This window comes from Streptomyces sp. NPDC004284, from assembly GCF_042874035.1.
Classification (GTDB): Bacteria; Actinomycetota; Actinomycetes; order Streptomycetales; family Streptomycetaceae; genus Streptomyces.
Genome location: NZ_JBIAMJ010000012.1, coordinates 143211 through 168055, shown reverse-complemented (window position 1 = coordinate 168055; position 24845 = coordinate 143211). Strand labels below are relative to the sequence as shown.

General features: G+C 73.1%; 24 protein-coding genes. 7 read left to right on the top strand and 17 right to left on the bottom strand.

Annotated features, from left to right (window positions below; translation table 11 throughout):
- Nucleotides 1–160: 160 nt before the first annotated feature.
- The 3 genes from ACFYUS_RS27585 to ACFYUS_RS27575 are packed head-to-tail and all read right to left on the bottom strand — an operon-like array spanning nucleotide 161 to nucleotide 2017.
- Nucleotides 161–919 (bottom strand): DUF3710 domain-containing protein, encoded by a 759-nt coding sequence (locus tag ACFYUS_RS27585; RefSeq protein ID WP_388857540.1) that lies wholly within the window; start codon nucleotides 917–919, stop codon nucleotides 161–163.
- A 1-nt stretch (nucleotide 920) separates the two neighbouring features.
- A complete protein-coding gene (gene dut / locus ACFYUS_RS27580; protein ID WP_225800499.1) occupies nucleotides 921–1433 on the bottom strand; it encodes a dUTP diphosphatase in 513 nt (170 codons plus the stop codon).
- Nucleotides 1433–2017: a PaaI family thioesterase gene (locus tag ACFYUS_RS27575; RefSeq protein WP_388857537.1), complete on the bottom strand. Its 585-nt coding sequence runs from the start codon at nucleotides 2015–2017 to the stop codon at nucleotides 1433–1435. Before ACFYUS_RS27575 ends, dut begins: the two co-directional genes overlap by 1 nt.
- Before the next feature lie 58 nt (nucleotides 2018–2075).
- Here ACFYUS_RS27575 and ACFYUS_RS27570 point away from each other — a divergent pair, with 58 nt between their 5' ends.
- Nucleotides 2076–2567 (top strand): DUF3093 domain-containing protein, encoded by a 492-nt coding sequence (locus ACFYUS_RS27570; RefSeq protein WP_388857534.1) that lies wholly within the window; start codon nucleotides 2076–2078, stop codon nucleotides 2565–2567.
- Between the two features lie 127 nt (nucleotides 2568–2694).
- Here ACFYUS_RS27570 and ACFYUS_RS27565 read toward each other — a convergent pair whose 3' ends face one another.
- From ACFYUS_RS27565 to ACFYUS_RS27550, 4 genes are all read right to left on the bottom strand, one after another.
- On the bottom strand, nucleotides 2695–3741 hold the full coding sequence (locus ACFYUS_RS27565) for a hypothetical protein (RefSeq protein WP_388857531.1): 1047 nt from the start codon (nucleotides 3739–3741) through the stop codon (nucleotides 2695–2697).
- A 12-nt stretch (nucleotides 3742–3753) separates the two neighbouring features.
- Nucleotides 3754–4050: a DUF4193 domain-containing protein gene (locus tag ACFYUS_RS27560; protein ID WP_003955561.1), complete on the bottom strand. Its 297-nt coding sequence runs from the start codon at nucleotides 4048–4050 to the stop codon at nucleotides 3754–3756.
- A 395-nt stretch (nucleotides 4051–4445) separates the two neighbouring features.
- A complete protein-coding gene (locus tag ACFYUS_RS27555; protein WP_388857528.1) occupies nucleotides 4446–5684 on the bottom strand; it encodes a sensor histidine kinase in 1239 nt (412 codons plus the stop codon).
- Between the two features lie 4 nt (nucleotides 5685–5688).
- Nucleotides 5689–6342 (bottom strand): response regulator transcription factor, encoded by a 654-nt coding sequence (locus ACFYUS_RS27550; protein ID WP_086831096.1) that lies wholly within the window; start codon nucleotides 6340–6342, stop codon nucleotides 5689–5691.
- 365 nt (nucleotides 6343–6707) lie between these two features.
- On the opposite strand from ACFYUS_RS27550, the gene ACFYUS_RS27545 reads away from it, so the two are divergent.
- Nucleotides 6708–6881: a hypothetical protein gene (locus tag ACFYUS_RS27545; protein WP_181924475.1), complete on the top strand. Its 174-nt coding sequence runs from the start codon at nucleotides 6708–6710 to the stop codon at nucleotides 6879–6881.
- 102 nt (nucleotides 6882–6983) lie between these two features.
- On the opposite strand, the gene ACFYUS_RS27540 is transcribed toward ACFYUS_RS27545, so the two are convergent.
- Together ACFYUS_RS27540 and ACFYUS_RS27535 are read right to left on the bottom strand one after the other, a co-directional pair.
- Nucleotides 6984–7802, bottom strand: a complete 819-nt coding sequence (locus ACFYUS_RS27540; protein WP_388857524.1) for an inositol monophosphatase family protein — start codon at nucleotides 7800–7802, stop codon at nucleotides 6984–6986.
- Nucleotides 7803–7811: 9 nt separating this feature from the next.
- Nucleotides 7812–8939, bottom strand: a complete 1128-nt coding sequence (locus tag ACFYUS_RS27535) for a ferrochelatase (protein WP_388857521.1) — start codon at nucleotides 8937–8939, stop codon at nucleotides 7812–7814.
- 169 nt (nucleotides 8940–9108) lie between these two features.
- Between ACFYUS_RS27535 and ACFYUS_RS27530 the strand changes: the two genes are divergently transcribed.
- Both ACFYUS_RS27530 and ACFYUS_RS27525 read left to right on the top strand, forming a co-directional pair.
- A complete protein-coding gene (locus tag ACFYUS_RS27530) occupies nucleotides 9109–10371 on the top strand; it encodes an MFS transporter (protein WP_388857518.1) in 1263 nt (420 codons plus the stop codon).
- Nucleotides 10328–11650 (top strand): D-arabinono-1,4-lactone oxidase, encoded by a 1323-nt coding sequence (locus ACFYUS_RS27525; protein WP_388857698.1) that lies wholly within the window; start codon nucleotides 10328–10330, stop codon nucleotides 11648–11650. Before ACFYUS_RS27530 ends, ACFYUS_RS27525 begins: the two co-directional genes overlap by 44 nt.
- 3 nt (nucleotides 11651–11653) lie before the next feature.
- On the opposite strand, the gene ACFYUS_RS27520 is transcribed toward ACFYUS_RS27525, so the two are convergent.
- A complete protein-coding gene (locus ACFYUS_RS27520; protein WP_388857515.1) occupies nucleotides 11654–12538 on the bottom strand; it encodes a hypothetical protein in 885 nt (294 codons plus the stop codon).
- 454 nt (nucleotides 12539–12992) lie between these two features.
- Between ACFYUS_RS27520 and sepH the strand changes: the two genes are divergently transcribed.
- The gene (sepH, locus tag ACFYUS_RS27515; protein WP_388857512.1) at nucleotides 12993–14045 is read left to right on the top strand and encodes a septation protein SepH; all 1053 of its coding nucleotides are present in this window, start codon (nucleotides 12993–12995) and stop codon (nucleotides 14043–14045) included.
- Between the two features lie 236 nt (nucleotides 14046–14281).
- Here sepH and ACFYUS_RS27510 read toward each other — a convergent pair whose 3' ends face one another.
- Nucleotides 14282–15109, bottom strand: coding sequence for a sulfurtransferase (locus tag ACFYUS_RS27510; RefSeq protein WP_388857509.1), 828 nt, complete (start codon nucleotides 15107–15109; stop codon nucleotides 14282–14284).
- A gap of 159 nt (nucleotides 15110–15268) precedes the next feature.
- Here ACFYUS_RS27510 and ACFYUS_RS27505 point away from each other — a divergent pair, with 159 nt between their 5' ends.
- Entirely contained in the window at nucleotides 15269–16042 is a 774-nt protein-coding gene (locus tag ACFYUS_RS27505; RefSeq protein WP_388857506.1) for a VOC family protein, read from the top strand.
- Between the two features lie 22 nt (nucleotides 16043–16064).
- On the opposite strand, the gene ACFYUS_RS27500 is transcribed toward ACFYUS_RS27505, so the two are convergent.
- From ACFYUS_RS27500 to ACFYUS_RS27485, 4 genes are all read right to left on the bottom strand, one after another.
- Nucleotides 16065–17432: a polysialyltransferase family glycosyltransferase gene (locus ACFYUS_RS27500; RefSeq protein ID WP_388857503.1), complete on the bottom strand. Its 1368-nt coding sequence runs from the start codon at nucleotides 17430–17432 to the stop codon at nucleotides 16065–16067.
- Nucleotides 17433–17435: 3 nt separating this feature from the next.
- Complete coding sequence (locus ACFYUS_RS27495) at nucleotides 17436–18401, bottom strand: glycosyltransferase family 2 protein (RefSeq protein ID WP_388857500.1); 966 nt, start codon at nucleotides 18399–18401, stop codon at nucleotides 17436–17438.
- A 129-nt stretch (nucleotides 18402–18530) separates the two neighbouring features.
- Nucleotides 18531–21140 carry a YfhO family protein gene (locus ACFYUS_RS27490; RefSeq protein WP_388857496.1) on the bottom strand — a complete coding sequence of 870 codons (2610 nt, stop codon included), beginning with the start codon at nucleotides 21138–21140 and terminating at the stop codon, nucleotides 18531–18533.
- A 153-nt stretch (nucleotides 21141–21293) separates the two neighbouring features.
- Nucleotides 21294–21896, bottom strand: a complete 603-nt coding sequence (locus ACFYUS_RS27485) for an isochorismatase family protein (protein WP_388857493.1) — start codon at nucleotides 21894–21896, stop codon at nucleotides 21294–21296.
- A 117-nt stretch (nucleotides 21897–22013) separates the two neighbouring features.
- On the opposite strand from ACFYUS_RS27485, the gene ACFYUS_RS27480 reads away from it, so the two are divergent.
- Nucleotides 22014–22697, top strand: a complete 684-nt coding sequence (locus tag ACFYUS_RS27480; RefSeq protein ID WP_388857490.1) for a TetR/AcrR family transcriptional regulator — start codon at nucleotides 22014–22016, stop codon at nucleotides 22695–22697.
- 78 nt (nucleotides 22698–22775) lie between these two features.
- On the opposite strand, the gene ACFYUS_RS27475 is transcribed toward ACFYUS_RS27480, so the two are convergent.
- Both ACFYUS_RS27475 and ACFYUS_RS27470 read right to left on the bottom strand, forming a co-directional pair.
- Nucleotides 22776–23915, bottom strand: a complete 1140-nt coding sequence (locus ACFYUS_RS27475) for a hypothetical protein (RefSeq protein WP_388857487.1) — start codon at nucleotides 23913–23915, stop codon at nucleotides 22776–22778.
- 264 nt (nucleotides 23916–24179) lie between these two features.
- Entirely contained in the window at nucleotides 24180–24830 is a 651-nt protein-coding gene (locus ACFYUS_RS27470; RefSeq protein ID WP_388857485.1) for a thymidine kinase, read from the bottom strand.
- Between the last annotated feature and the right edge of the window lie 15 nt (nucleotides 24831–24845).

Genomic DNA, 24845 nt, shown 5'->3' with positions numbered 1-24845 from the left:
GGGCCCGCCCTTTGTGGCCGGGGCGGGGCCCCGGGGCCCTGCCCGGGGCCCCACCCCTTGGCAACCGGGCGGGGGGCCGGCCCCCCCCCCCCCCCGCCGGCCCCCCCCCCCCCCGGCCGTGTCTCGATCACACCGGGCCGCCGGAGCGGCCCGGCGGGGTTCAGCGGATCTCGGAGATCTCAGGACCGCGCTGGAGCTGGCCCATGCCGCCCGAGAAGCGGGAGTTCTCCTGCTCCTCCTGCTGCACGCCGTCCGGCACCATCTGCGCGTCGTTCGGCAGCTTGAGGACGATCGGGTCGCGCGGGGCCATCGGGCCGTCGCCGCGGACGACCACGGTGTCCCGGACGATCTGCTCCAGGAGGCCGGCGGCCTCGGGCTGGACCGCGCCCTGCCCGGAGATCACTCCGCGCAGGAACCAGCGGGGTCCGTCGACGCCCACGAAGCGGACCAGCTGCACACCGCGGTTGCCGTCCGGCAGCTGGACCGGGACCTGGGCCCGCAGCTCCCAGCCGAGCGGGCCCTCGACCTCGTCGATGACACCGCCCTGCTGGACGATGCCGGTGGCGATCTCGTCGCGGACCTCGCCCCAGATGCCCTCCTTCTTGGGGGCGGCGAAGGCCTGCAGCTGTACGGCGCTGTCACGCAGGACGACGGTGGCCGCGACGATCGCGTCGCCCGCCACCTCCACCCGCAGTTCCATGCCCTCGACTCCGGGCACGAAGATTCCGCCGAGGTCCACGCGGCCCTCGTCGGGCTTGGCGACCTCGGAGATGTCCCAGGGGCCGTCGGGCCGGGGCGCCGGCGGAAGGTTCACACGGCGCGGCGCGGCCGCGTCCTCGCCCTCCACCGCGTCGACGACCTGCTCGGCCTCGCTCGCCGCGTCCTCGGCGGCACCGCTCTTCTTGCGACGTCCGAACACGTCACTGTCCTTCCCGGTCGGATACGACCGAAGCGTATCGATTCCCACCCGTTGTGCCGTCCACGGCGGCGTGACCGCCGGTGGACCCGAAGCCCCCCTCGGCCCGCGCCGAACCGGGAAGCTCCGCCACCTCGTGGAAGCGCACCTTCTCGACCTGCTGGACGACGAGTTGGGCAATCCGATCGAATCGTTCGAACCGCACGTCCTCGCGCGGGTCGAGATTGACCACGATCACCTTGATCTCTCCACGGTACCCGGCATCCACCGTCCCCGGGGCATTCACGAGCGCCACTCCGCAGCGGGCGGCGAGACCGGAGCGCGGGTGCACGAAGGCCGCGTACCCGTCCGGCAGGGCGATGGAGACCCCGGTGGGCAGCACGGCGCGCTCCCCGGGGGCCAGTACGGCGGCCTCGGTGGTCACGAGGTCGGCCCCGGCGTCGCCGGGATGCCCGTACGCCGGGATCGGCACGTCCGGGTCGACTCGCCGGATCAGTACGTCGACAGGGTTGCGCATCAGGGGTTCACCTCGAAGGCGCGGGCGCGCCGGACCTGGTCGGGGTCGGACATGGCGGCCTGGATCTCCTCCGGGCGGCCGTTGTCGATGAAGTGGTCGACCTTGACCTCGATGAAGAGGGCGTCGGCGCGGACGGCGACGGGGCCCTCGGGCCCGCCGATCCGGCCGACGGCGGTCGAGTAGATCTTGCGGCCGTGCACGGCGGTGACGGCGGCCTCAAGGTGGAGCACGGTGCCGACCGGGACGGGCCGGGCGAAGTCGGTCTCCAGGCGTCCGGTCACGGCGATGACCCGCAGCAGCCAGTTCAGGGAGCCGAGGGTCTCGTCGAGCGCGGTGGCGAGCACGCCGCCGTGCGCGAGGCCGGGGGCGCCCTGGTGGTCGGGGGTCACCGTGAACTCGGCGGTGACGGTCACGCCCTCGCCCGCGCGTGCTTCCAGGTGGAGGCCGTGGGGCTGTCCGCCGCCGCACCCGAAGCAGTACTCGTAGTGCGCACCGAGCAGCTCGCCGGGGGCCGGCGCGTCGGGGTGGCGTACCGGCGCTATGGCGTCGGCCGGCGGGGTGAGGGCGGCAGATGTTGCAGTCACAGCCGCAGACCTTACCCGCGCGGATGGGCGCAGGTCGCGCCGTGCCAAGCTTGGACGCATGCAGCCTTCCGTACCGTCCCCGACCCCCTCCCCCGCGTCCTCCGCCGCGCCGCGCTTCGACGAGCGGCTGACGGCGCCCCGCTCGTGGTGGGTGATCGTGGGCCTGCTCGGTCTCTCCGGCGCCCTGATCATGTTCCCGCTGGGTCCGGTCCCGATGCTGGGCGGCCTGATCGCGGCGGCGGTGCTCGCCGGTGTGGTGGTCTCCTCGTACGGCTCCGCCCGGATCCGGGTGGTGGCCGGTTCGCTGGTGGCGGGCGACGCGCGGATCCCGGTCACGGCGCTCGGGACGGCCGAGGTGCTGGACGCGGAGGAGGCGCGCGCGTGGCGCACGTACAAGGCGGACCCGCGCGCCTTCATGCTGATGCGCAGCTACGTGCCGGGGGCGGTACGGGTCGTGGTGACGGACCCGGCGGACCCGACGCCGTACGTGTACCTGTCCAGCCGCGAGCCGGAGGCCCTGGTCGCCGCCCTGGAGGCGGAGCGCGCCTGACCGGCGCGTCCCCACGGCCCCGGCGGATCCGCCGGGGCTTTCGTGGTTTCCGGGGCTCTCGGAGCCAGAAGCGGGGCTCCCGGGGTCGGCAGCGAGGCTCCCGGGATCGGCAACGAGGCTCTCGGCGCTAGAAGCCCAGTTCCTTCGGGTTCTCGGGCTGTTCCAGCGGGGGCAGCTCCTGGAGGGCGTCCCAGGGGATCTGGCGGCCGCGGAGGTCCTTGCGGATGTGCGCGGCGAGTTTCTTGGTGTCGCGGCGGTTCATGACGGCGCCGACGGTCGCGCCCACCATGAAGGGCATGAGGTTCGGCAGGTTGCGCACCATGCGTTTCATGATCTGCTGGCGCAGTTCGCGCTTGAGCTGACCGCCGAGTGCGGCGTTGACGGTGGTGGGCTTGGTGGGGTCGATGCCCCGCTCCTCGGACCAGGAGGTCAGATAGGCCACCGAGCGCTGGGTGATCCGGCCGGGGGGCCGCAGCCCGTAGACCTCGTGCAGTTCGGCGATGAGTTTGATCTCCACGGCGGCGACGCCGGTGATCTCGGCCGCCAGTTCCGCCGGCAGGGCCGGGGGCACGGGCAGCATGGCGGCGGCACCGACGCCCGCGCCCACGGTCGAACTCGCGTTCGCCGCGCCGGCGACGAGTTTGTCGGCGATCTCCTCGGGACCGAGGCCGGGGAACTGCCTGCGCAGGGTCGCCAGGTCGCGGACGGGGATCCGCGGGGCGAGGTCGATCAGCCGGTCGGCCAGATAGCCGATGCCGGCCCTGGCGCCGTCTCCGCCGCGCTTCACGCCCTGCCGGACGCCCTGCGCGACGCCGCGCCGGACGGCTTCGATCCGGGCGGAGTCGATCCGGATCCGGTCGAGCTGGGACCGCGCGGGGTCGGCCAGCCGCCTGACGGCGCCGAGGCGTCCGCCCTGCCGGGCTTCGGCCGCGTCGGCCTGTTCCTCCCGCGCCGGCAGGCGCGCCGGATCCGTCTCGGCGACCTCGATGACCGCCTCGAGCGAGGCCGGGAGGCCTCGCTCGTCGTCACGTGCGCCGAGGGAGGGCGGCGAGGCGGTGCGCCCGGCTTCAGGGGCCTCCTGGGCGCCCTCTGCCGGGCCTGAGCCGCCCTTGTACGTCTCCGGGCTCCGGACGAGCCGCAGACGCCGCTTCCGGGACGGTGTGTCGCCTGCCACGGCCGAGCGGTCTCAGTCGCAGTCGCGGCAGATCGGCTGGCCGTTCTTCTCCCGGGCCAGCTGGCTGCGGTGGTGCACGAGGAAGCAGCTCATGCAGGTGAACTCGTCGGCCTGCTTGGGCAGGACCCGGACGGCCAGCTCCTCGTTCGAGAGGTCGGCGCCGGGAAGCTCCAGGCCTTCGGCGGCCTCGAACTCGTCGACGTCGACGGTCGAGGTCGACTTGTCGTTCCGGCGGGCCTTCAGTTCTTCAAGGCTGTCCGAGTCGACGTCGTCGTCGGTCTTGCGTGGGGTGTCGTAATCCGTTGCCATGTCGCTCTCCCCCTCTGGGTGGTTGCGGTGTCTCCAGCGCACGTAACGCGTGAGAGGTCGGACTTGTGCCCGACCTGAGGCGGAGATTTTGCCTCACATCAAGGTCTGTTACTCAATCGACACCCGTCGCGCACTCTCGCGAGTGATCGGCTTCGGGTGGCGAACCGGACCGTACACGGTCCTCCGGGCGGCCCTCACGGGCGCCACCCCGTGTACTTCCCGTCATTCCGGGCCCCGGAAACCCGGACTTTTCCTGGTTTTCCGAGGGATTTCCCGGTCACGGAGAGTGGAGGTCCGGATACTCCCTCCTGTGATCGATCACACATGAGCGCCTCAGGATCGGAGCCCCGGAATTCCGCGCAAAGCGAACGGAACCGGTCGGCTCGCGCAGTGTGTCAGATCGGCAGAGTGACGCGCATCACGAGCCCGCCGCCCTCGCGCGGCTCCGCGATGATACGGCCGCCGTGGGCGCGGGCCACGGACCGCACGATCGACAGGCCGAGACCGACCCCCTTGTCGCTGCCGGTCCGCTCCTGCCGGAGCCTTCTGAACGGCTCGAAGAGGTTGTCGATCTCGTACGCGGGGACCACCGGTCCCGTGTTCGAGACGACCAGGACCGCCTGGTTGTCCTTGACCTCGGTGGTGACCTCCACCCAGCCCCCCTCCGGCACGTTGTACCGCACGGCGTTCTGGAGCAGGTTCAGCGCGATCCGTTCGAGGAGGACGCCGTTGCCCTGGACGACGGCGGGCGCGCGCTCGCCGCGGATCTCGACGCCCTTGGCCACGGCCTCGGCGCGCACCTGGTCGACGCCCCGCTCGGCGACCTCGGCCAGGTCGACGGGTTTGCGCTCGATGATCTGGTTGTCGCTCCGGGCGAGCAGCAGCAGGCCCTCGACGAGCTGCTCGCTGCGCTCGTTGGTGGCGAGCAGGGTCTTGCCGAGCTGCTGGAGCTCCACCGGTGCCCCGGGATCGGAGAGGTGGACCTCCAGGAGGGTGCGGTTGATCGCGAGCGGGGTCCGTAGCTCGTGCGAGGCGTTCGCCACGAACCGCTGCTGGGCGGTGAAGGCCCGTTCAAGCCGGTCCAGCATCTCGTCGAAGGTGTCGGCGAGCTCCTTGAGCTCGTCGTCCGGTCCGTCCAGCTCGATCCGCCGGGACAGATCGGAACCGGCCACCTGGCGGGCGGTCCGGGTGATCCGGCCGAGCGGGGAGAGCACCCGTCCCGCCATGGCGTAGCCGAAGGCGAAGGCGATGATGCTCAGGCCGAGCAGGGCGAACAGGGACCGGCGCAGGAGGTCGTGCAGGGCGATGTCGCTCTGGTGCCGCAGGCACAGCGTGACGGCGTCGTTGAGCTGGTCGCCGGTGGGCGACTCGGGCAGCCGGCACCCGGAGGTGGTGGGCTGGACCGTGCCGTTGACGACCTTGAAGGGCAGCTGGGAGGTGCTGTCGCTGAGGGCCTGGGCGGTGAAGAGGTAGATGATCGACAGCAGCAGGACGCCGGCGATCAGGAACATCCCGCCGTACAGCAGCGTGAGCCGTATCCGGATGGTCGGACGCAGCAGCGGCCGGACGGGATCCCTGGGGTCCCAGGTCGGTTTCGGGGGCGCCTGCGGGTGCGGCGCGGGGGTCGTGGCCATCGGGTCAGATCCGGTAGCCGGAGCCGGGGACGGTGACGATCACCGGCGGCTCGCCGAGCTTGCGGCGCAGGGTCATGACGGTGACGCGCACGACGTTGGTGAACGGGTCGGTGTTCTCGTCCCAGGCCTTCTCCAGGAGCTGCTCGGCCGAGACGACGGCGCCCTCGCTGCGCATGAGGACCTCCAGGACGGCGAACTCCTTCGGCGCGAGCTGGACCTCCTTGCCCTCGCGGAAGACCTCGCGGCGGTTCGGGTCGAGCTTGATCCCGGCGCGCTCCAGGACGGGCGGGAGCGGGACGGTGGTGCGGCGGCCGAGGGCGCGCACGCGCGCGGTGAGCTCGGTGAAGGCGAAGGGCTTGGGGAGGTAGTCGTCCGCCCCGAGCTCCAGGCCCTCGACGCGGTCGCTGACGTCGCCGGAGGCGGTGAGCATCAGGACGCGGGTGGGCATGCCGAGCTCGACGATCTTGCGGCAGACGTCGTCGCCGTGCACGAGCGGGAGGTCCCGGTCGAGGACGACGACGTCGTAGTCGTTGACCTCGACGCGCTCCAGGGCCGCGGCGCCGTCGTACACGACGTCGACGGCCATGGCCTCCCGGCGCAGTCCGGTGGCCACCGCATCGGCGAGCAGCTGCTCGTCCTCGACGACGAGTACGCGCACGGAGGTACATCCTTCCCGTTGAGCCGCTGTCCGGGGTGGGGACCGGCTGAAACCTGAGCACTGACTGTGCGTGTCCATCCTGCCCCGTACGCGCGTAAACCGGCTGTAAGACGGCGGTGCGGGGGGTGGGGGCGGGAGGGCGCGCACAGCGGGGCGCGCGCCCCGGAACCAAGAATTCACCGGATTCAAGGGCCAGTTGAGGTTTCTTCCAGGAAGGGGCTGGGGAGGAGGTCTGCACACCCCGTGATCACGCCCTGTATGTGGCGCGCCACCTACCGCTCTCTGTCCCCCAGAGTTCGCAGTGCGTGATCCACCCACCCTCGGCACACCCCCGTGCCACCGGACCCACGAGGAGGGGGCGCACGATGGACGCTTTCACCGCAGGACTGCTGCACCGCATCAGGACCACGCAGACGGACCTCACGCGGGCCCGTGAGACGGGCGACGACTACCTGGCGGAGGTGGAGCAGGCGGAGCTGGACGACCTGCACCGGCTGGCCGCCGAGCACGGCGTGGAGGTGGCCGCGCCGGGCGTCTGACCCGTATCACCAGTCCGACCCGTACACCGTCCTACCCGTACGCACGCGTGGGCCCCGGCGCCGTTCCCGGCTCCGGGGCCCCGTGCGTCCACCGGACGCGCCCTAGTCGTGCCAGGCCCCCAGCTCCTCCAGGAGCTCCTGGAGGGGGCCGAAGAGGCCCGGGGAGGCCGCGAGCGTCAGTTCTCCGGACGCCGGCTCGCCGGGGCGGCCGCCCGTGAGGCCGCCCGCCTCGCGGGCGATGAGCGCGCCCGCCGCGAGATCCCAGGGGTTGAGGCCGCGCTCGTAGTACGCGTCGAGGCGGCCTCCGGCGACGTCGCAGAGGTCGATGGCGGCCGAGCCGCCGCGGCGGATGTCGCGGACGCGCGGGATGACCCGCTGGGCCACGTCGGCCTGGTGGGCGCGGCGGGCCTGGACGTAGCCGAAGCCGGTGCCGAGGAGGGCCCGGTCGAGGGCGGGCGAGGGGCGGACGGCGAGGCGCCGCTCCCCCAGGAACGCGCCGCCGCCGAGGACCGCCCGGTACGTCTCGCCGCGCAGCGGGGCCTCGACGACCCCGACGACGGCCTCGCCGTCCCGTTCGGCGGCGATCGAGACCGCCCAGGTGGGCAGGCCGTACAGGTAGTTCACGGTGCCGTCGAGCGGGTCGATCACCCAGCGGATCCCGCTGGTCCCGGGGCTCGACGCGCCCTCCTCGCCGAGGAAGCCGTCGTGCGGACGGTGCTCGGAGAGGAAGCCGGTGATCAGCTTCTCGGCGGCGATGTCCATCTCGGTGACGACGTCGATGGGGCTCGTCTTGGTCTTCGCCACGGCCAGGTCGTCGGGCCGGCCGTCGCGCAGCAGCGCTCCGGCCCGCCCGGCGGCCTCCAGGGCGAGGTCGAGCAGTTCGGTGAGCAGGGGGTCGGAAACGTCGGAAACGTCGGTCACGCGGGCTCCTCAGGCGTAGGGGCTGTCGGCGCCGGCCGCGGCGGGCCGTTCCGCCCTGGCCGGGCAGCAGCCGATCGGGCAGAGGTCGTGGGACGGGCCGAGGGCGCCGAGGGCGCACCGTTCGGTCCTGGTCCCCCGCTCGTTCGCGGCGCGCTCCAGGACGAGCTCGCGGACGGCGGCGGCGAAGCGCGGGTCGGCGCCGACGGTCGCCGAGCGCCGGACGGGCAGGCCGAGCTCGGCCGCCTTGGCGGTGGCCTCCGTGTCGAGGTCGTAGAGGACCTCCATGTGGTCGGAGACGAAGCCGATGGGGACCATGACGGCGGCGGGCGCGCCGGAGCCGTGCAGCTCCTCCAGGTGGTCGCAGATGTCGGGCTCCAGCCACGGGATGTGGGGGGCGCCGCTGCGGGACTGGTAGACGAGCTTCCAGGGGTGGTCGATCCCGGTCCGCTCGCGGACCGCCTCGGCGACGACCTTCGCCACGTCGAGGTGCTGGCGCACGTAGGCGCCGCCCTCGCCGTGCTCGGTGACCGGTCCCGAGCTGTCGGCGGCGGAGTCGGGGATGGAGTGGGTGGTGAAGGCGAGGTGGGCGCCGTCCCGCACGGCCGGGTCGAGTTCCGCGAGGGAGGCGAGGACGCCCTCGATCATCGGCTCGACGAAGCCGGGGTGGTTGAAGTAGTGCCGGAGCTTGTCGACCCGGGGCAGCGGGAGACCTTCCGCTTCCAGCGTGGCGAGGGCGTCGGCGAGGTTCTCGCGGTACTGGCGGCAGCCGGAGTAGGAGGCGTAGGCGCTGGTGGTGAGGACGGCGATGTGGCGCCGCCCGTCGGTGACCATCTCGCGGAGGGTGTCGGTGAGGTACGGCGCCCAGTTCCGGTTTCCCCAGTGGACCGGCAGGTCGAGCCCGGCCTGCGCGAAGTCCGTCCGCAGCGCGTCGAGGAGCGCGCGGTTCTGGTCGTTGATCGGGGAGACGCCGCCGAAGAGGAAGTAGTGCCGGCCGACTTCCTTGAGCCGTTCTTTCGGGATGCCGCGGCCGCGCGTCACGTTCTCCAGGAACGGGACCACGTCGTCCGGGCCCTCGGGGCCGCCGAAGGAGAGCAGCAGCAGGGCGTCGTACGGGGCGGGATCGTGCTGATCGGACATGGCACCGATCCTCCCACCCGTCCCCGGCGGCGGGGGGCGCGGCCCTTCCGTGGCCGATCATCCGCAAAACCGTTCGTCACGGCCGTTCGTCCGAAAAATGGGGATGACCGATCGAGTTCAACACCGTAGGCTTTAGCTATTAATTACACGTGTTGACCAAGGATCCCTCTTGCCCAGTCCCTATCGCGCGATCTTCGCGGCGCCCGGAACCGCCTCGTTCTCCGTCGCGGGATTCATCGGCCGGATGCCGCTGTCCATGATGGGCATCGGCATCGTGACCATGATTTCGCAGGTCACCGGCCGGTACGGCCTGGCCGGCGCGCTCTCGGCGACGCTCGCGATGTCCGCCGCGGTCCTCGGCCCCCTGGTCTCGCGCCTGGTCGACCGGCACGGACAGCGCAGGGTGCTCCGCCCGGTGACGCTGGTGTCGCTCGCCGCGGCCGCCGGGCTCCTCCTCTGCGTGCAGCAGAAGGCCCCGGACTGGACCCTCTTCGTCTTCACGGCCGTGATCGGCATCGTGCCGAGCCTCGGCGCGATGATCCGCGCCCGCTGGGCGGAGATCTACCGGGGCGAGGAGCGGCGCCTGCACACGGCGTACTCCTGGGAGTCGATCGTCGACGAGGTGTGCTTCATCTTCGGCCCGATCCTCTCCATCGGCCTGTCGACCGCCTGGTTCCCCGAGGCCGGTCCGCTGTTCGCCGGGGTGTTCCTGGCCGTCGGCGCCTTCTGGCTGACCTCGCAGCGCGCCACGGAGCCGGTCCCCCACCCCCAGCAGGGTGCCCGCGGCGCCTCCGCGCTCCGCTCCCCCGGCCTCCAGGTGCTCACCCTCGCCTTCGTCGCCACCGGCGCCATCTTCGGCTCGGTGGACGTGGTGACCGTGGCCTTCGCCGAGGAGCAGGGCCACAAGGCCGCCGCCAGCCTCGTTCTGGCCGTCTACGCGCTGGGTTCCGGCCTGGCCGGCGCCGTCTTCGGACTGCTCCACCTCAAGGGCGAGGCGTCTCGCAGGTGGCTCCTGGGCATATGCGCGATGGCCGTGAGTATGATCCCCCTCCTACTGGCCGGGAACTTGCCGTTGCTGGCCGTGGCGCTCTTTGTCGCGGGCCTGTCCATCGCACCGACGATGGTGACCACCATGGCCCTCGTCGAAGCGCACGTACCGCGCACCAAGCTGACCGAGGGCATGACCTGGACGGGTACCGGGCTCGCGATCGGCGTGGCGCTCGGCTCCTCTGCCGCCGGCTCGGTGGTCGACGCGTCGGGGGCCGAGGCGGGGTACGTGGTGCCCGTCGTCTCGGGTGCGCTCGCGGTCGCGGTGGGTCTCCTCGGACACCGCCGGCTGCGCAGGCCGGCGCCGAACCGGGAGGGGCAGCGTGAGCGGGACGACAACAGTGGGGTCGGGAAGCGCCAGGACGGCGAGCAGCCCGTGGCATAACTGGGCGGGGAACGTCACCTCCCGCCCCGTGCGGGAGGTGAGTCCGGCCTCGGCCGAGGAGCTCGCCGAGGCGGTGCGCCGTGCGGCCGAGGACGGGCTTCGGGTGAAGACGGTCGGCACGGGCCACTCCTTCACCTCGATCGCCGCCACCGACGGCGTGTTGATACGGCCGGGTCTGCTGACCGGGATCCGGCGGATCGACCGCGAGGCGATGACCGTGACGGTCGAGTCGGGCACGCCTCTGAAGCGGCTCAACGTGGCGCTGGCCCGGGAGGGCCTGTCGCTCACGAACATGGGCGACATCATGGAGCAGACCGTCGCCGGCGCCACCTCCACCGGTACGCACGGCACGGGCCGCGAGTCGGCCTCCATCGCCGCGCAGATCCGCGAACTGGAGCTGGTCACGGCCTCGGGCGAGCTGCTCACCTGCTCGGAGAAGGAGAACCCGGAGGTCTTCGCCGCCGCCAGGATCGGGCTCGGCGCGCTCGGCGTGGTCACGGCGATCACCTTCGCGGTGGAGCCGATCTTCCTGCTCACCGCGCGCGAGGAGCCGATGACCTTCGACCGGGTCACCTCGGACTTCGACGCGCTGCACGCGGAGAACGAGCACTTCGAGTTCTACTGGTTCCCCCACACGGACAACTGCAACACCAAGCGCAACAACCGCAGCGCGGGCCCCGCCGCCCCGCCCGGAAGGGTCAGCGGCTGGATCGAGGACGAACTCCTCTCCAACGGACTCTTCCAGGTCGCCTGCTCGCTGGGCCGGGCGGTGCCGCCGGTCATCCCGTCGATCGCCAAGCTCTCCAGCCGGGCCCTGTCGGCCCGTACGTACACCGACATCCCGTACAAGGTCTTCACCTCGCCGCGCCGGGTCCGCTTCCTGGAGATGGAGTACGCGCTTCCGCGTGAGGCGGCGGTCGCGGCGCTCCGCGAGGTCAAGGCGATGGTCGAGCGCTCTCCGCTCAAGGTGAGCTTCCCGGTGGAGGTGCGCACGGCCCCGGCGGACGACATCGCGCTGTCCACGGCCTCGGGGCGGGAGACCGCGTACATCGCCGTCCACCTCTACAGGGGAACGCCCCACCAGGCGTACTTCACCGCGGTGGAGCGCATCATGACGGCGCACGGGGGCCGCCCCCACTGGGGCAAGGTGCACACCCGTGACGCCGCCTACTTCTCCGAGGCCTACCCGCGCTTCGCCGAGTTCACGGCGCTGCGCGACCGGCTCGACCCGGACCGGCTGTTCGCCAACGACTACCTGCGGCGGGTCCTGGGCGACTGACGCTCACCCGGTCGCCCCCTCGGCCCCGGTGTCGGCTCCGGCCGGTGCCGGGGCCGTCGGCGTCCCGGGCCGTCCCGTGCCGGACGTCGGCTCCTGGGACGGCTCCCGGGTCGGCGCGGTCGGTTCCGTCGTCGGACCGGGCGGCGTCGGGGCGGGCGTCGTCCCGGCACCGGCGGAACCGGAGGGGGTGGGCTCGGCCGACGGCGTCCCCGCCGTCGGCTCCTGGGTCGGCGTGGCTCCCCCCGTGGGGGTGCCGGCGCCGCCCTGCTGCCGCCCGGTGCCGTCCGCGGACCCCGAGGGCGCCGGCGTGGGCCCCTGGTCCCGGTCGGGCGCGTCCTGGCCCGTGCTCCCGCCGCCGCGGACGACGGAGCCGAAGGTGGTCGTGCCCTGCTTGCCGCTGAAGTCCTGCCCGGCGACCAGTTCGTAGGCGGTGATGCCGCCCATGGTGACGCCGAAGACCAGGGCGGCCGCGATCGCCGGGCGCTTCCAGCCCCGGACGCGGGTGCCGTGGGTGGTCGCCTCGCCGAACTCCTCGTCGGACGGCACGGGCGCCGCGACCGCGCCCAGCATCAGGGTGCGGTCGTCCCCCGGCCCGGCGGGGACCGGAACCTGACGCGCCTTCGGCTTGGCCGCCGCGGTGACGTCGCGGACCTGCTCGCCGGTGCGCTTGAAGAGGTGCTGGAAGAGCGGTCCGCCGCAGGTCGCGATGACACTGATCACACCCGCGCCCAGGATCGTGCCGTACACGCCGAGGGTCGAGGCGAGCTTGGCGGCGATGACCGCGGCCAGGGCGCTGCCGGAGACCTGAGCCAGGCTCAGGTCGATCCTTCTGCTCTTCCCCCCGCCCCTCTCCGGCTCGTCCCCGTCGCTTTCCGGCCTGTGACGCATCTCCGACCCCTGCTGCTTCATCCGTTCGCCTTGCACCCAGAAGGGACAAACAGGAGAAGCGAATAGTTCCGTTTCTGCTGTTTCTGTGAAGAGTGACACGTACGGGGGATGATCACGGAGACTCAACTCCCGTACCGCCCGAGAAGTTGGGCGGCGCGCCGGTCCACCCAAGTGGCCCGAATGGAGTACATTGACGAACCCTGGGTCCGGACGCCCTCACGGGTGCCCGGAATCACGGGGAGGGAGCCGGACACGGCGCTCGAACCGGCGACGCCTCGGCATCGCACGGGAACCGGCTGCACAGAGTGACCGCCAGTCACTCCGGGTAGCGAAACAGGTAACCGTGCCATAACGGCGCTCCAGGGTCCATGCCCGACACGCCGGGCAACTCGGCAAGGTAGTGGCAGGCTGCACCCGGGCAGGCCACACTCGACTAGCGGAAGCAGCGACGCACGTGACGTCGGCAGGCACCACCCGGGAGGTCCCCATGCCCGAACTGCGTGTCGTGGCCGTCTCAAACGACGGCACACGACTGGTGCTGAAGGCTGCTGACAGCACGGAGTACACACTTCCGATCGACGAGCGGCTCCGCGCCGCCGTGCGCAACGACCGCGCGCGCCTCGGTCAGATCGAGATCGAGGTGGAGAGCCACCTCCGCCCCCGCGACATCCAGGCCCGTATAAGGGCCGGTGCCTCCGCGGAGGAGGTCGCCCAGCTCGCCGGCATCCCCGTCGACCGCGTGCGCCGCTTCGAGGGCCCCGTGCTCGCGGAGCGCGCCTTCATGGCCGAACGGGCCCGCAAGACCCCGGTCCGCAGGCCCGGGGAGAACAGCGGCCCCCAGCTCGGCGAGGCGGTGCAGGAGCGGCTGCTGCTGCGCGGCGCCGAGAAGGACACCGTCCAGTGGGACTCCTGGCGGCGTGACGACGGCACCTGGGAGGTGCTGCTCGTCTACCGGGTCGCGGGCGAGGTCCACACGGCCAGCTGGACGTACGACCCGCCTCGGCGGCTCGTCCAGGCCGTGGACGACGAGGCGCGGGCCCTGATCGGCGAGACGGACGACACGATCGCCGCCGCGCCGGAGCCGAGCTTCCCCTTCGTGCCGCGCATCGCCCGGCTGCCCCGGGACAGGCCGCTCGACCGGACCCTGGACCGCCAGCTGGAGCGGGCGCCCGCACCCGTCGAGCCGGAGGAGGAGCGGGACTCGCTGACGAGCCTCCTGGAGGCCGTGCCGAGCTTCCGCGGCGACCTGGTCGTGCCCGAGCAGCCGGACACCGAGCCCTCGGAGGAGGCGGAGGCGGAGGAGCCGCCGGCCCCGGCCGCCTCGGCGGGCGCCGGTTCGGCCTACGCCGACGTCCTGATGCCGCGCGCGGTCTCGGGCCACCGCGACCGGCTGCACGGCGCCACGGACCGCCAGGCCGAGGCGGACGGCGTCCGCCCGGGCCGCCGCGCCGCCGTGCCGAGCTGGGACGAGATCGTCTTCGGCACCCGCAGGAAGAAGCAGGACTGATCGTTGTACGGGGAGGGCCCGCGCCGTCGAACGGCGCGGGCCCCCCCGTCGTACGGCGCTGCCGCGGACCCGGCCGGCGTACGGCACAGACCCGGCCCCGCACGGCACTCCCGACGGGCCCGGGCCGCCCGGACCGCGCGGCCCCTTCGTGTACGGCGCCGGGTACGGGTCCGGACGGTCGTACGGCATCACCGCGGGTCCGGACCGGCGTACGGCTCCGGCTCGTACCGTACGGACTACCGCGGGTCGGGGCCCGTGGCGACCGGGCGGGCGGGGTCCGAGGACCATTCCGACCAGGAACCGGCGTAGAGGCCCGCGGGGATGCCCGCGATCTTCAGGGCGAGCACCTCGTGGGCGCCCGAGACGCCCGAGCCGCAGTAGACGGCGACCGGGGCCCCCTCGGCCGCGCCCAGCGCGGTGAAGCGGTCCCGCAGGACGTCGGCGGCCAGGAAGAGGCCCTCGGCGTCGACGTTCTCGGTCGTCGGGGCCGAGACCGCGCCCGGGATGTGCCCGCCGACCCGGTCGATCGGCTCCACGTCGCCCCGGTAGCGCTCGGCCGCCCGCGCGTCCAGGAGCAGCCCCGTGCCGGCCCACGCCGCCGCCGCGTCGGCGTCGAGCAGCCCGAGGGCGCCCGGCTCGGGCCGGAAGTCGCCCGGCTCCGGCACGTCGACCTTCTCGGTCAGCTCGCCCGTCCAGGCCGCGAGGCCCCCGTCCAGGACCCGCACGTCCGGGTGGCCCGCCCAGCGGAGCAGCCACCAGGCGCGGGCCGCGCCCCAGCCGAGGCCGCCGTCGTAGACGACGACCGGCCGGTCCGCCGAGACGCCCGCCCGGCGCATCACGGCCCCGAAGGCCTCCGGGTCGGGCAGCGGGTGGCGGCCGCCGCTCCCGGGCGGTCCCGCGAGTTCCGCGTCCAGGTCGACATAGACCGCGCCGGGGAGGTGGCCGGCCTCGTAGGCGGGCCGTCCGGGCGGGCCGCCGAGCGTCCAGCGGACGTCCAGGAGGACCGGCGGCCGGGCCCCGGCCGACTCGCTGAGCAGTTCGCTTGCGGAGATGATGGGCTTCATGGGAGCCATCCTCGCGCAGCCGCACGGCCGCGGGGGACGGACTCGGCGACCTCCGGCGGGATGCGCCACGATCGGTGCGGCCGGGACGCGCCGTGCCGCCGCCGGTGTCACCATCGGACGGGGGCACGGTCACGACGATGGTCCGAGGTGAGAGTGACGATGACCGAGGCGACTCCGCGCCCGGCCGGCACACCCTGCTGGGTGAGCCTGATGGTGCACGGGCTCGACGCCACGCAGGAGTTCTACCACGCGCTCTTCGGCTGGGACTTCGTCCCCGGTCCGCAGCAGCTCGGCCCGTACGTGCGCGCGCTGCTCGACGGCAAGGAGGTGGCGGGCATCGGCAGGCTGCCGCCCGACCGGCACCTGCGCATCGCCTGGACCCCGTATCTGGCCACGGAGGACGCCGACGAGACCTCCGAGAGCATCCGCTGCTGCGGCGGCACCGTCGCCGTCGGCCCGCTGGACGCGGGCGAGGCGGGCCGCCTGGCGATCTGCTCCGACCCGGCCGGCGCGGTCTTCGGCATCTGGCAGGCCGAGGAGCACCACGGCACGGCGACGGCGGGACCGCCGGGGACCCCGGTGTGGAACGAGCTCCTGACGTACGAGACGTCCGCGATCGGCAAGTTCTACCGGACGGTCTTCGGTTTCGAGGTCGAGCCGATCGTCTCCGCCGACCACGACTACGCGACGCTCCACGTGGCCGGGGCCCCGGTGGCCTCGCTGCACGGCGTCGGGAACGCGCTGCCCCGGGACCGGGGCCCGCACTGGATGACGTACTTCGAGGTCGCCGACACGGACGCGGCCACGCGGCTCGTGCGGGAGCTGGGCGGCCAGGTGCTGCGCCCGCCGCGCGAGGGCACGGCGGGGCGGCTCTCCCTGGTGGCGGACCCGGAGGGCGCGGTCTTCACCCTGGTCAGGTCCGCCGAGCGCTGATCCCCCGGTTCCGTCGCCCGGTTCAGGCCCGTCGGCTCCGTACCAGGCCGCGGCGCAGCCGGGGCGTGCCCGTCCGCTCCTGGGCGGGCCCTCCGCCGGGCAGGCCGAGCTGGGTGAGCCGTTCGGCGGTGAAGTGGTGGGCGGTGCCGGGCTCCGCGTGGTGGTCCGCCAGGAAGGCGGCGGCCTCCTCGCGGAGCCCCGGGTGGGCCTTGTGCCGCATGCAGTAGCCGACGGCCCGGACCAGGGGGGTGAGCGAGGCGGGGGCCGGACCGGGGACCGCGGGCTCCTGGCCGCGCTCCAGGTCCGCGACCAGGTGGTCGACGACGGTGAGCGGGATCCGGTTGCTGTTCTCGAAGGGGGTGAGCCGTTCGAGGACCTCGGCGGTGCCCACCCGCGCGATGGGGACGCCGTAGTAGACGGCGGCGGTGAGCATCGCGGTGGAGAAGCAGCCGACGACGAGCTCGGGACGGCAGCGCTCGTAGAAGGTCTCCGCGAGCAGCGGCCCGTCGAGGACCGTGAGCCGTACGCCGCTCCGCTCGGCCTCCTCGTCCAGGGCCTGGGAGTAGCGGGCGGGCGCGCTCGGGTGCGGCTTGAAGACGATCGAGCGGTGTCCGGCCGCGGCGGCCCCGCGCAGCATCCGTACGTGCAGGTCTTCCTCCTCCTCGGCGGTCAGGAGGGAGAGGGCGGCGAGGTACTGGCCGAGCAGGAGGGCCGTCGGGGCCGCGGCGGCGGCCCGTGCGATCTCCTGGCCGTCGGCCGCCTCCTCGGCGATCTCGGCGAGGACGGCGCGGAAGGCGGTGTCGGGGACGAGTTCGGGCTCGACACCGTACTCGCTCAGGAGGAGGGGGCGCAGGCCCGGCACCAGGTCGAGGTGGAGGACCCGGCGGATGCGGCAGGCGATCGACTGGGCGAGGTCGGAGCGGGTCGGGCCGTAGCTCATCAGGCCGTCCGCGTAGACGTGCACGGAGCTCTCGGGGAAGGCGCCGGCGAGTGCCTTGGCCGGGTTGACCTGGATGGACTCGACGATCAGCTCGACCGGGGCGGCGCCGAGGTCCCAGGCGGTGCGCAGGACGCGCTGCCAGAGCGGGGCCTCCTCGGGGCGGGGGGCCCAGGCGGCGGGGTGGTACGGGTGGATCGTCTCGTTCCAGTCGAGGGTGCCGTCGAAGCGGGCGGCGATCCGGTCGTACCCGGTCATGGCCTCCAGGCGCAGGGCGGTCTCCGGGATCTCGGCGTTGCGCGAGACGAGGAGGAGCCTGCGGGCGGAGTCGCGGGGGCCGAACTGTCCGGCGTCGAGCGCGGCGGCCAGGGTGGCCGCGCCGTACAGGGTGGACACCTGGAAGATCTGGACCGGCAGGTCGGGGGCCGGTGCCTTCTCGGGGGCGGGGGCCATGGGTCAGGCGGTCCTTCCGGTGGCGCGCAGGCTCCGGAGGAGGGTGCTGCGCGGGGTGTCCATGGTGGCGAGGGTCTCGTCGAGGACCTCCTGCGGCATGCGGAGCAGGGCGCCCCGGACGTCGGAGCGCAGCCGCGCGGCGACGGCGGGCTCGTAGGTGTCCACCTTCCCCATGTGGAAGGCGATCATCGCGCAGTAGGTGCGGACCGCCTTCGGGAGGAAGCGGTCCGCCTCGGCGTCCCGGGAGACGTCGTCGAGCAGGAGGTCGTACGAGGGGATGAAGTCCAGCTGCCGGTTGTCGGTGATCTGGGTGAGCGAGGTGGTGACGCCCCGCCGGTAGAAGACCCCGTGCAGGGAAAGCGCCGCGAAGGTGCGCGCCTTGAGATGGAGCCGCCAGATCCAGAGGCGGTCCTCGGCGGTTCTGAGGGAGGTCTCGAAACGGGATTCGCCGTTCTCGAAGAGGCGCCCGCTGTAAATCCCGAAGGGGACGAAGGGGTAATCGACCATCGTCACCATGCTGGCCGGCGAGATTCCGTCCCTGGGGTCCATGACGGTGTCGCGCCGCTTCGCCGGGGCATAGCGGATCTGCCGTTTACGGCCCTCCGAGAGGACGTGGTCGGTCCGGGCGAAATCGCAGTCCAGGCGGGAGATTCCGGCCACGGCGGCGCTCAGGTGGCCGGGGGCGTACCAGTCGTCGCCGTCGAGGAAGGCGAGGTAGTCGCCGCGTGCCGCGTCGATTCCGGTGTTGCGCGCCTGGGCGACACCCTGATTCGTCTCGTGCCGGATGACGGTGGCGTTGGGCAGGCGGTCCCGCCAGCGGTCGAGGATCTCCGGCGTGTCGTCCGTCGAGCAGTCGTCGATCAGCAGGAATTCGAATTCCGGATCCGCGTTGTTCGCGAGACTGCGCAGGGTGTCGGGCGCATAGGGCCCGACATTGTGGAACGGTACGACGACGGACAGTTTCGGCACTCGGGATCCCCACACTGAATCGAACAATTAAACGCCGTTACGGCGGGCACAGTAACGGCCGACTTTTCCCGGCGAACGAGCCGTGTGTGCACTCCGGGTGAACTCTTGTCGTATCCGGGGCGAACCCCGTCACCGGCCGGCCCGTCGCCGGTGGAGGAACCCCGTCGCGGCGAGCGCGAGGAGTGCCGCGGCACCGGCCGCGCCGCCGAGCTTCAGGCCCGGCGGCCGGAAGGAGCAGCCGACCCGGGTCGCCCGCCCGTCGAGGGGGACGGCGACCAGGCCCTGGTACGCGCGCGCGGGGCGCGGTTCCGCGTCGCCGGCGGCGCAGCGCCAGCCGGAGATGCGCGGCACGGCGAGGACGGCGGTGCCCGTGCTGCCCGGGGGCAGTTCGGCGGTGACGGTGTGTCCGGTGGTACGCACGCGCGTGGCGCCGGTGGCGGTGAGCTGTCGTACGGCGGTGTCGAGCCGGGCGCGGACCAGGCAGCCGACGGGTTCCCGGGGCAGCCGCACCTTGCCCTCGGGCTCCAGGTCGATCCGTACCGCACCGGAGTCCGGGACGGTGCCGAGCGCCTGCATGGGGGCGCGCACGGCGGGCGGCCTGCCGTCGAACTCGACGGGCCGCTCCCCCGCCAGGGCCGCCGCGCCCTTGTACTCGGGCGCCCAGAACCAGACCTGTGAGCCCGCCGGGCAGCGGGCGGTGAGGGTCCGTCCGGTACGGCGCGGGGCGGGCAGCTCGTACACGTCGGTGCCGAGCAGGCGTTCCTGCCGGGCGAAGGCCGAGTCCCCGGGGTGGGTGGCCGGTCGCTTCGGCGGGCGGACGGTGACCAGGGGCGGGACGGGGGTGACGGTGACGGTGACCGTGGCGCGGGGCACGGCGTCCTGCCGTACCGGCTCCGTGGGCTGCGAGCGCAGCCGGGTGCCGATGGAGAAGAGGGCGTCGGCCACCGGGTTGTCGAGGCTGACCGGGTGCCGGCCCTTGGCGTAGTAGCCGAAGCCGAGCGCGGCCAGGGTCCGGGAGGTCACGTCCGAGGTGAGGCTGCTGTAGTACTCGGCGCCCTGCCCTCCGACGAGCAGCACGTCATTGCCTCCGGGGACCTCGCCGGGGTCCGTGCGGTGGTCGGGCCAGGCGTCCGCGCGGGCCGTCTCGGCGGCGGCGGTCGCGTGCCAGGGGCCGATCCGGGGCGACCAGGAGACCTCGCTCCGCTGCTGCTCCTCGATCCGCTTGCCGGTGACGGCCGCCTCGCCCGCCTGCGCGGCGACGAGCAGGATCACGGCCAGGACGGGGAGTACGCGCGCGGTGAGGCGACGGTCGCCGTCCGGAGCGGGGAGTACGCGCGCGGTGGCCTGACCGTCGCCGTCCGGGGCGGGCGCCACGCGCGCGTGGCGCCGGCGTTCGCCGGCGAGGGCCATGAGGACGGCGGCGAGCGCGAGGAGCACGGCCGCGCCGAAGGCGGGGAAGGTCCACCGGTCGATGTCGACGCTCCCCCGGGCCGCCCACGCCAGGGCTCCGAGCAGTGCCACGCCCGCGAGGAGCGCCGTCGGCCGGGGCACCCCCGGGGCGGCCGAGAACCAGGCGCCGATCAGCAGCAGGCCGCACAGGACGAAGGTCTGACGGTACGGAATGCCGTTGGGCGAGGCGCCCGCGTGCCACAGCAGATGGGTCGGCTCCCACTGGAGCGAGAGCGTCACCAGGACGATCGCGGCCGTCCAGCCGGCCCGGACGCGCGGCGCGACGGCCCGGTTGAAGGGCAGCGTCAGGGCGAGCGCGAGGGCGGGCGTGCCGATGAAGAGGGCGGGGCTGTCGACGCTCGCGGTGGCGGGCAGGAACCGGGCCAGGACGTCCGTCCAGGGCGCGGGCGCGAAGGTGGTCTCCGGGGTGGGGTCGGCGACCTTCGTGGCGAGGAAGACGACCACGACGAGCGGCGCGGCGAGCCCGATGCCGATGAGGACGCCCCGGGCGGCGCGCAGCACCCCGGCGAGACGCTGCCGGGCGCCGGCGGTCTCCTCGGAGGTGAGGAGCCGCACCACGAGGACGACGGCCGCGCCGAGGGTCGCCATGTACGCGGTGTAGAAGTTGGCGATCCAGGCCAGGGCGACGACGAGGGGGCCGAGGACGGGGCGGCGGCCGGTGCGGGCCCACTCGCCGACCAGGCAGAGCAGGGGGAAGGCGACGAGCCCGTCGAGCCACATGGGGACGGTGGCGCCGAAATCGAAGGTCCAGCCGGAGAGGGCGTACGCGGTGCCGAGCACGGCGGCGACCGGCCAGGGGCCGGGGCGGAGCCGCAGGAGCAGCAGCGCCATCGCGGCCGCCGCGGTGGTGATCTTGGCGGCGGTGACGACGTACAGGGCGAGTTCGACGCGGTCCGCCGGGAAGAACACGACGAGCAGGTCGAAGGGGCTGCTCAGGTAGGTGCCGATGTCGCCGAGGAAGTTGGCGCCGAAGCCGGAGTTCCAGTTGAGGAAGGCGTCCCCGTGCGTCTCGCCGAGCAGGAAGGCGCGCCAGTAGGCGTGGTACGGCAGGTACTGCTGGCCGAGGTCGACGATGTTCCTGGTCACCGGGCCGAAGGGGTACGTGCGGGAGAGCCGGGTGGCGAGGCAGAGCAGTGCGGCGGTGAGCAGTGCGGCGGCGGCCGGGGCCCGCAGGACCGCGCCCCGCCGCCGCTCCGCACCGCCGTGCTCGTCCCGTACCGTCCCGCGCTCGGGGTCCTCGACGTACACGGCCTCGGCGGCGGGTGGCACACATCCTCCAGGGGGCGTACAGCGCGGAAGGACCCGGAGGGGTCGTCACGGGCCGACCGCCATTACCGCCGAGGCGGGCGACCCGCAACCGATCAGCAGGCGCTCTTCAGGCACACCCCGGGTGAACTCCGGGTGCCGGCGGCGCCGATGGCGTCAGCCGATGAGCTCGTCGACCGTGCGGGCCACGGTGCCGAACAGGTCCCGGACCGTCGTCAGGCCGGCGGCCCGGAGGGTTTCCGACGGCAGGACGTTGCCGTCCGGCGCCTCCAGGGGCCGGGTCGCGGTGGCCTCGGCGACCACGGTCGGGCGGTAGCCGAGGTTGAAGGCGCCCTGGGCCGTGAAGAGGACGCACATGTGCGTCATGAAGCCGGCGATGACGAGGTCGCCGCTCACCCCGAGGTCCTTCAGGGTCTCCTCCAGGTCCGTGGCGTGGAAGGCGTTGGGGAACTGCTTGACGACGACCTTCTCACCCTCGGCCGGGGCGACCTCGTCGCTGATCGAGCCGATCTCGGCCCGGATGTCGTACGGGGTGCCCTCACCGCCGTCGTTGACGACGTGGACGACCGGGGCGCCCGCGGCGCGGGCGGCGGCGAGGAGTCGGGCGCCGGCGGCCACGGCCTCCTCGGCCCCGTCGAGCCGCATGACGCCGGTGCGGTAGGTGTTCTGGAAGTCAATCATGATCAGGGCCGACTCGCTCAGCCGCGGCAGCTCCTGGGGCAGGCCGATCACATCGCGCAGGGTGGTGGAGGCGGTCATGGCGGTTCCTCTCGGTCGACGAGTGACGTTAGAGACGCTAACACAGATAGTTAACGTCGCTATCAAAGAATCTCGATCCACCCAGGTCCGACGTGTGAGCGCTGTTATCGTGAAGCCATGTCGACGGCCCGAGAGCGCATCCTGGAAGCCACCGGGGAACTGCTCGCCACCAAGGACGCGCTGGCGATCTCGACCCGGGCCATCTGCGACCGGGCGAAGGTCGGCATGCCCGAGATCTACCGCCAGTTCGGCGACAAGCAGGGCCTGCTCACGGCGGTGGCCGACATCGGCTTCGCGCGCTTCCTCGCCGAGAAGCGGCGCAATCCGCTCACCGAGGACCCGGTGGCGGACCTGCGCACGGCCTGGGACAGCCACGTCGCGTTCGCGCTGCGCAACCCGTACCTCTACCGCCTGATGTTCACGCCGACGGGCGACGCCAAGCCGCAGGCCATCACGGAGGCCCAGGCGATCCTCCTGAAGGCCGTGGAGCGCTGCCGTGACGCCGGGCGCCTGCGCATGGACCCCGGACTGGCCGGCCGGTCCGTCCTCTCCGCCAATGTGGGCGTGTGCATGATGGCGCTGTCCTTCCCCGAACTGTTCGGAGACCTCGCCATCTCGCACGCGGTACGCGACGCCGTCATCGGAAAGGTCACCGGCGACGAGCGCGAGGACACCCGGATCGGCTCCGCGACCGTCCTCGCCCAGGCCCTGGTCGGCACCCTGACGGGCACGGCCCCGCTGGACGCCGCCGCCCTGGACGACCTGACCCGCGCCCTCCGGCCGCCGGCTCCGGAGGCGTGACTCCCCCGCCGGCCACGGCGGTCCGCACCGCCCCGCGCGAGGGAACGCCCTCCGCCGGCCCCGGTCCGTGCCCCTCCGTCAGCCCCCGTCCGTGCCCCGCCGGCGCAAGGGGCAGGCGTCACCGGCGGACGCGGGAGCGGAGTACGGGGTCCCGCCGGCCGTCGCCCCGCCGAGCTGGTCCAGGATCTCGTCGGCAAGCAGGTCCTGCGGGCCCTTGAGCGCGTCGGCGGCCGCGTGATCCGTGGGGAAGACCAGCTCGGCCGCGATGTCGTCCTGCACGATCCGGGCGAGGTTGTCCAGGGCCACGAAGACCGGGTCCTCGGGCGGTTCGGCGCACGGCAGGTCGATCAGATGGGTGGCCACCTTCGCCGGATTCATGCACGGCCCGATGATGAGCGAGTTCTGGTTCCGCACGGACGTGGCCCACTGGGACAGCACGACGGCGTACAGGTCCTTCCACGACTCCTCGCCGATCTCGGCCCGCCACTTCCGCAGGACCCCCTGCACGCCGGCGATCTGCGCCTCGGCCGCGTACCTCATGTTGGTGCGGAGGGCCGCGTGCACGTCGGCGGAGAAGTCCTCGAAGGACCTGATGTCGAAGGACCCCGCCGCGGTGGAGACTTCGACGAACCGGAGCGCGCCGTCGAGCACGCGCGCGCACGAGGCCGCCATGCCCGGCGGGAGGCCCGCGCCGCCGAGCTGCCGGCGAGCGGCGGTCAGCGTGTCGGCATAGCTCCGCAACGGCGTGATCCAGCCGGTGGCACCCGTCGCCCCGAACGCCACCATCTTCAGGTCGTGCGCGTCGATGCGGTCGGCGCCGGGGATGTTCGGGACCCTGTCGCCCAGGTGGGGCGCGATGATCGAGAAGATGCCGAGCGGCACGTGGCTGACGGCCTTCGCCAGCTCGAACACCTCCCCGACGGGGTGCAGCGACTCCTGCCCGCCGTCGTGGACGAGGGTGAACCTTCCCCCCTTGGCGTCGTTCTCGACGACGAGGACGGGGCTCAGGTACGCGATCAGATCGGCCTTGAGCGCGGCGTAGTTCGCCCGCATGCCGCTGTTGACCGCCACGATCGCGTCGCGCGCCCGGCGCCGCCGCACCGCCGGATCGACACCGGCGGCGCCGCTCCCGTCCGCGGCTGCCGCGAGGGAACCTCCGAGACCCGCCATGACGCCGGCCGCGGTGGCCCCGCCGAGGATCCTTCTGCGTGTGGTCATGTCCCGCCCTTCGTGGGAACGTCCCTCGCCGCACGAGGGGCGGGGAGGCCTCGCCCTCTTCGAAGGGGAGCCGACACACCCGCTGTGCCCCGCACACGGAGAACGATCCCGACCACCCGCGAGGATCGGGCCGGAACTCCTGAGCCGTGGACGGAGGCGGCTCGGGAAGTGCGCCACGGCCCCGATCACCGCGGCCGCCCTCGCGCCGCCGTCCGGCGGGGCGCCTCGGCCACGGCCGGCGCACGGCCGGGGCCCGCCCGGCGGTCAGGCGTGGCTGACGGGCAGGACGTCCGGGGAGAGGGCGCCCGCGCGGGCGGAGGCCGAGGTCATGTGGCGGCGGTGGTGGCGGCGGCAGAGGACCTCGTAACCGATCTCCTCCGCCGGACGGTTCACGTCCCCGACGACGACCTGCTCGCCCTCGACGACCATCTCGCCGCCGACCGTACGGGCGTTGTGCGTGGCGCGGGCGCCGCACCAGCACAGGGCCTCGACCTGGAGCTGCTCGATCCGGTCCGCCAGTTCGATCAGCCGCTGGGAGCCGGGGAACAGCTTCGTACGGAAGTCCGTCGTGATCCCGAAGGCGAAGACGTCCAGGCTGAGGTCGTCGACGATGCGGGCGAGCTGGTCGATCTGCTCCGGGGCGAGGAACTGGGCCTCGTCCACGATCACGTAGTCGGCCTTGCCGCCCTGGGAGAGCTGCGTGACGAGGTACGCGTACAGGTCCATGTCGCGCGGCGCCTCGACCGCGTCCGTCACCAGGCCGAGCCGGGAGGACAGCTTGCCCTCGCCCGCCCGGTCGTCACGGGTGAAGATCACGCCCTGAAGCCCCCGCGCATCGCGGTTGTGGGCGATCTGGAGCGCCAGGGTGCTCTTCCCGCAGTCCATGGTTCCGGAGAAGAAGACCAGCTCGGGCATGACGGAACAGGGACC

Bases quoted from the DNA above. Each gene is read 5' to 3' on its own strand.
- ACFYUS_RS27510 (WP_388857509.1), bottom strand. From the start codon at position 15,109: ATGAAGCCCATCATCTCCGCAAGCGAACTGCTCAGCGAGTCGGCCGGG.
- ACFYUS_RS27485 (WP_388857493.1), bottom strand. From the start codon at position 21,896: ATGACCGCCTCCACCACCCTGCGCGATGTGATCGGCCTGCCCCAGGAG.
- ACFYUS_RS27505 (WP_388857506.1), top strand. From the start codon at position 15,269: ATGACCGAGGCGACTCCGCGCCCGGCCGGCACACCCTGCTGGGTGAGC.
- dut (WP_225800499.1), bottom strand. From the start codon at position 1,433: ATGCGCAACCCTGTCGACGTACTGATCCGGCGAGTCGACCCGGACGTG.
- ACFYUS_RS27555 (WP_388857528.1), bottom strand. From the start codon at position 5,684: ATGGCCACGACCCCCGCGCCGCACCCGCAGGCGCCCCCGAAACCGACC.
- ACFYUS_RS27470 (WP_388857485.1), bottom strand. From the start codon at position 24,830: ATGCCCGAGCTGGTCTTCTTCTCCGGAACCATGGACTGCGGGAAGAGC.
- ACFYUS_RS27570 (WP_388857534.1), top strand. From the start codon at position 2,076: ATGCAGCCTTCCGTACCGTCCCCGACCCCCTCCCCCGCGTCCTCCGCC.
- ACFYUS_RS27520 (WP_388857515.1), bottom strand. From the start codon at position 12,538: ATGCGTCACAGGCCGGAAAGCGACGGGGACGAGCCGGAGAGGGGCGGG.
- ACFYUS_RS27535 (WP_388857521.1), bottom strand. From the start codon at position 8,939: ATGTCCGATCAGCACGATCCCGCCCCGTACGACGCCCTGCTGCTGCTC.
- ACFYUS_RS27475 (WP_388857487.1), bottom strand. From the start codon at position 23,915: ATGACCACACGCAGAAGGATCCTCGGCGGGGCCACCGCGGCCGGCGTC.
- ACFYUS_RS27500 (WP_388857503.1), bottom strand. From the start codon at position 17,432: ATGGCCCCCGCCCCCGAGAAGGCACCGGCCCCCGACCTGCCGGTCCAG.
- ACFYUS_RS27480 (WP_388857490.1), top strand. From the start codon at position 22,014: ATGTCGACGGCCCGAGAGCGCATCCTGGAAGCCACCGGGGAACTGCTC.
- ACFYUS_RS27560 (WP_003955561.1), bottom strand. From the start codon at position 4,050: ATGGCAACGGATTACGACACCCCACGCAAGACCGACGACGACGTCGAC.
- ACFYUS_RS27545 (WP_181924475.1), top strand. From the start codon at position 6,708: ATGGACGCTTTCACCGCAGGACTGCTGCACCGCATCAGGACCACGCAG.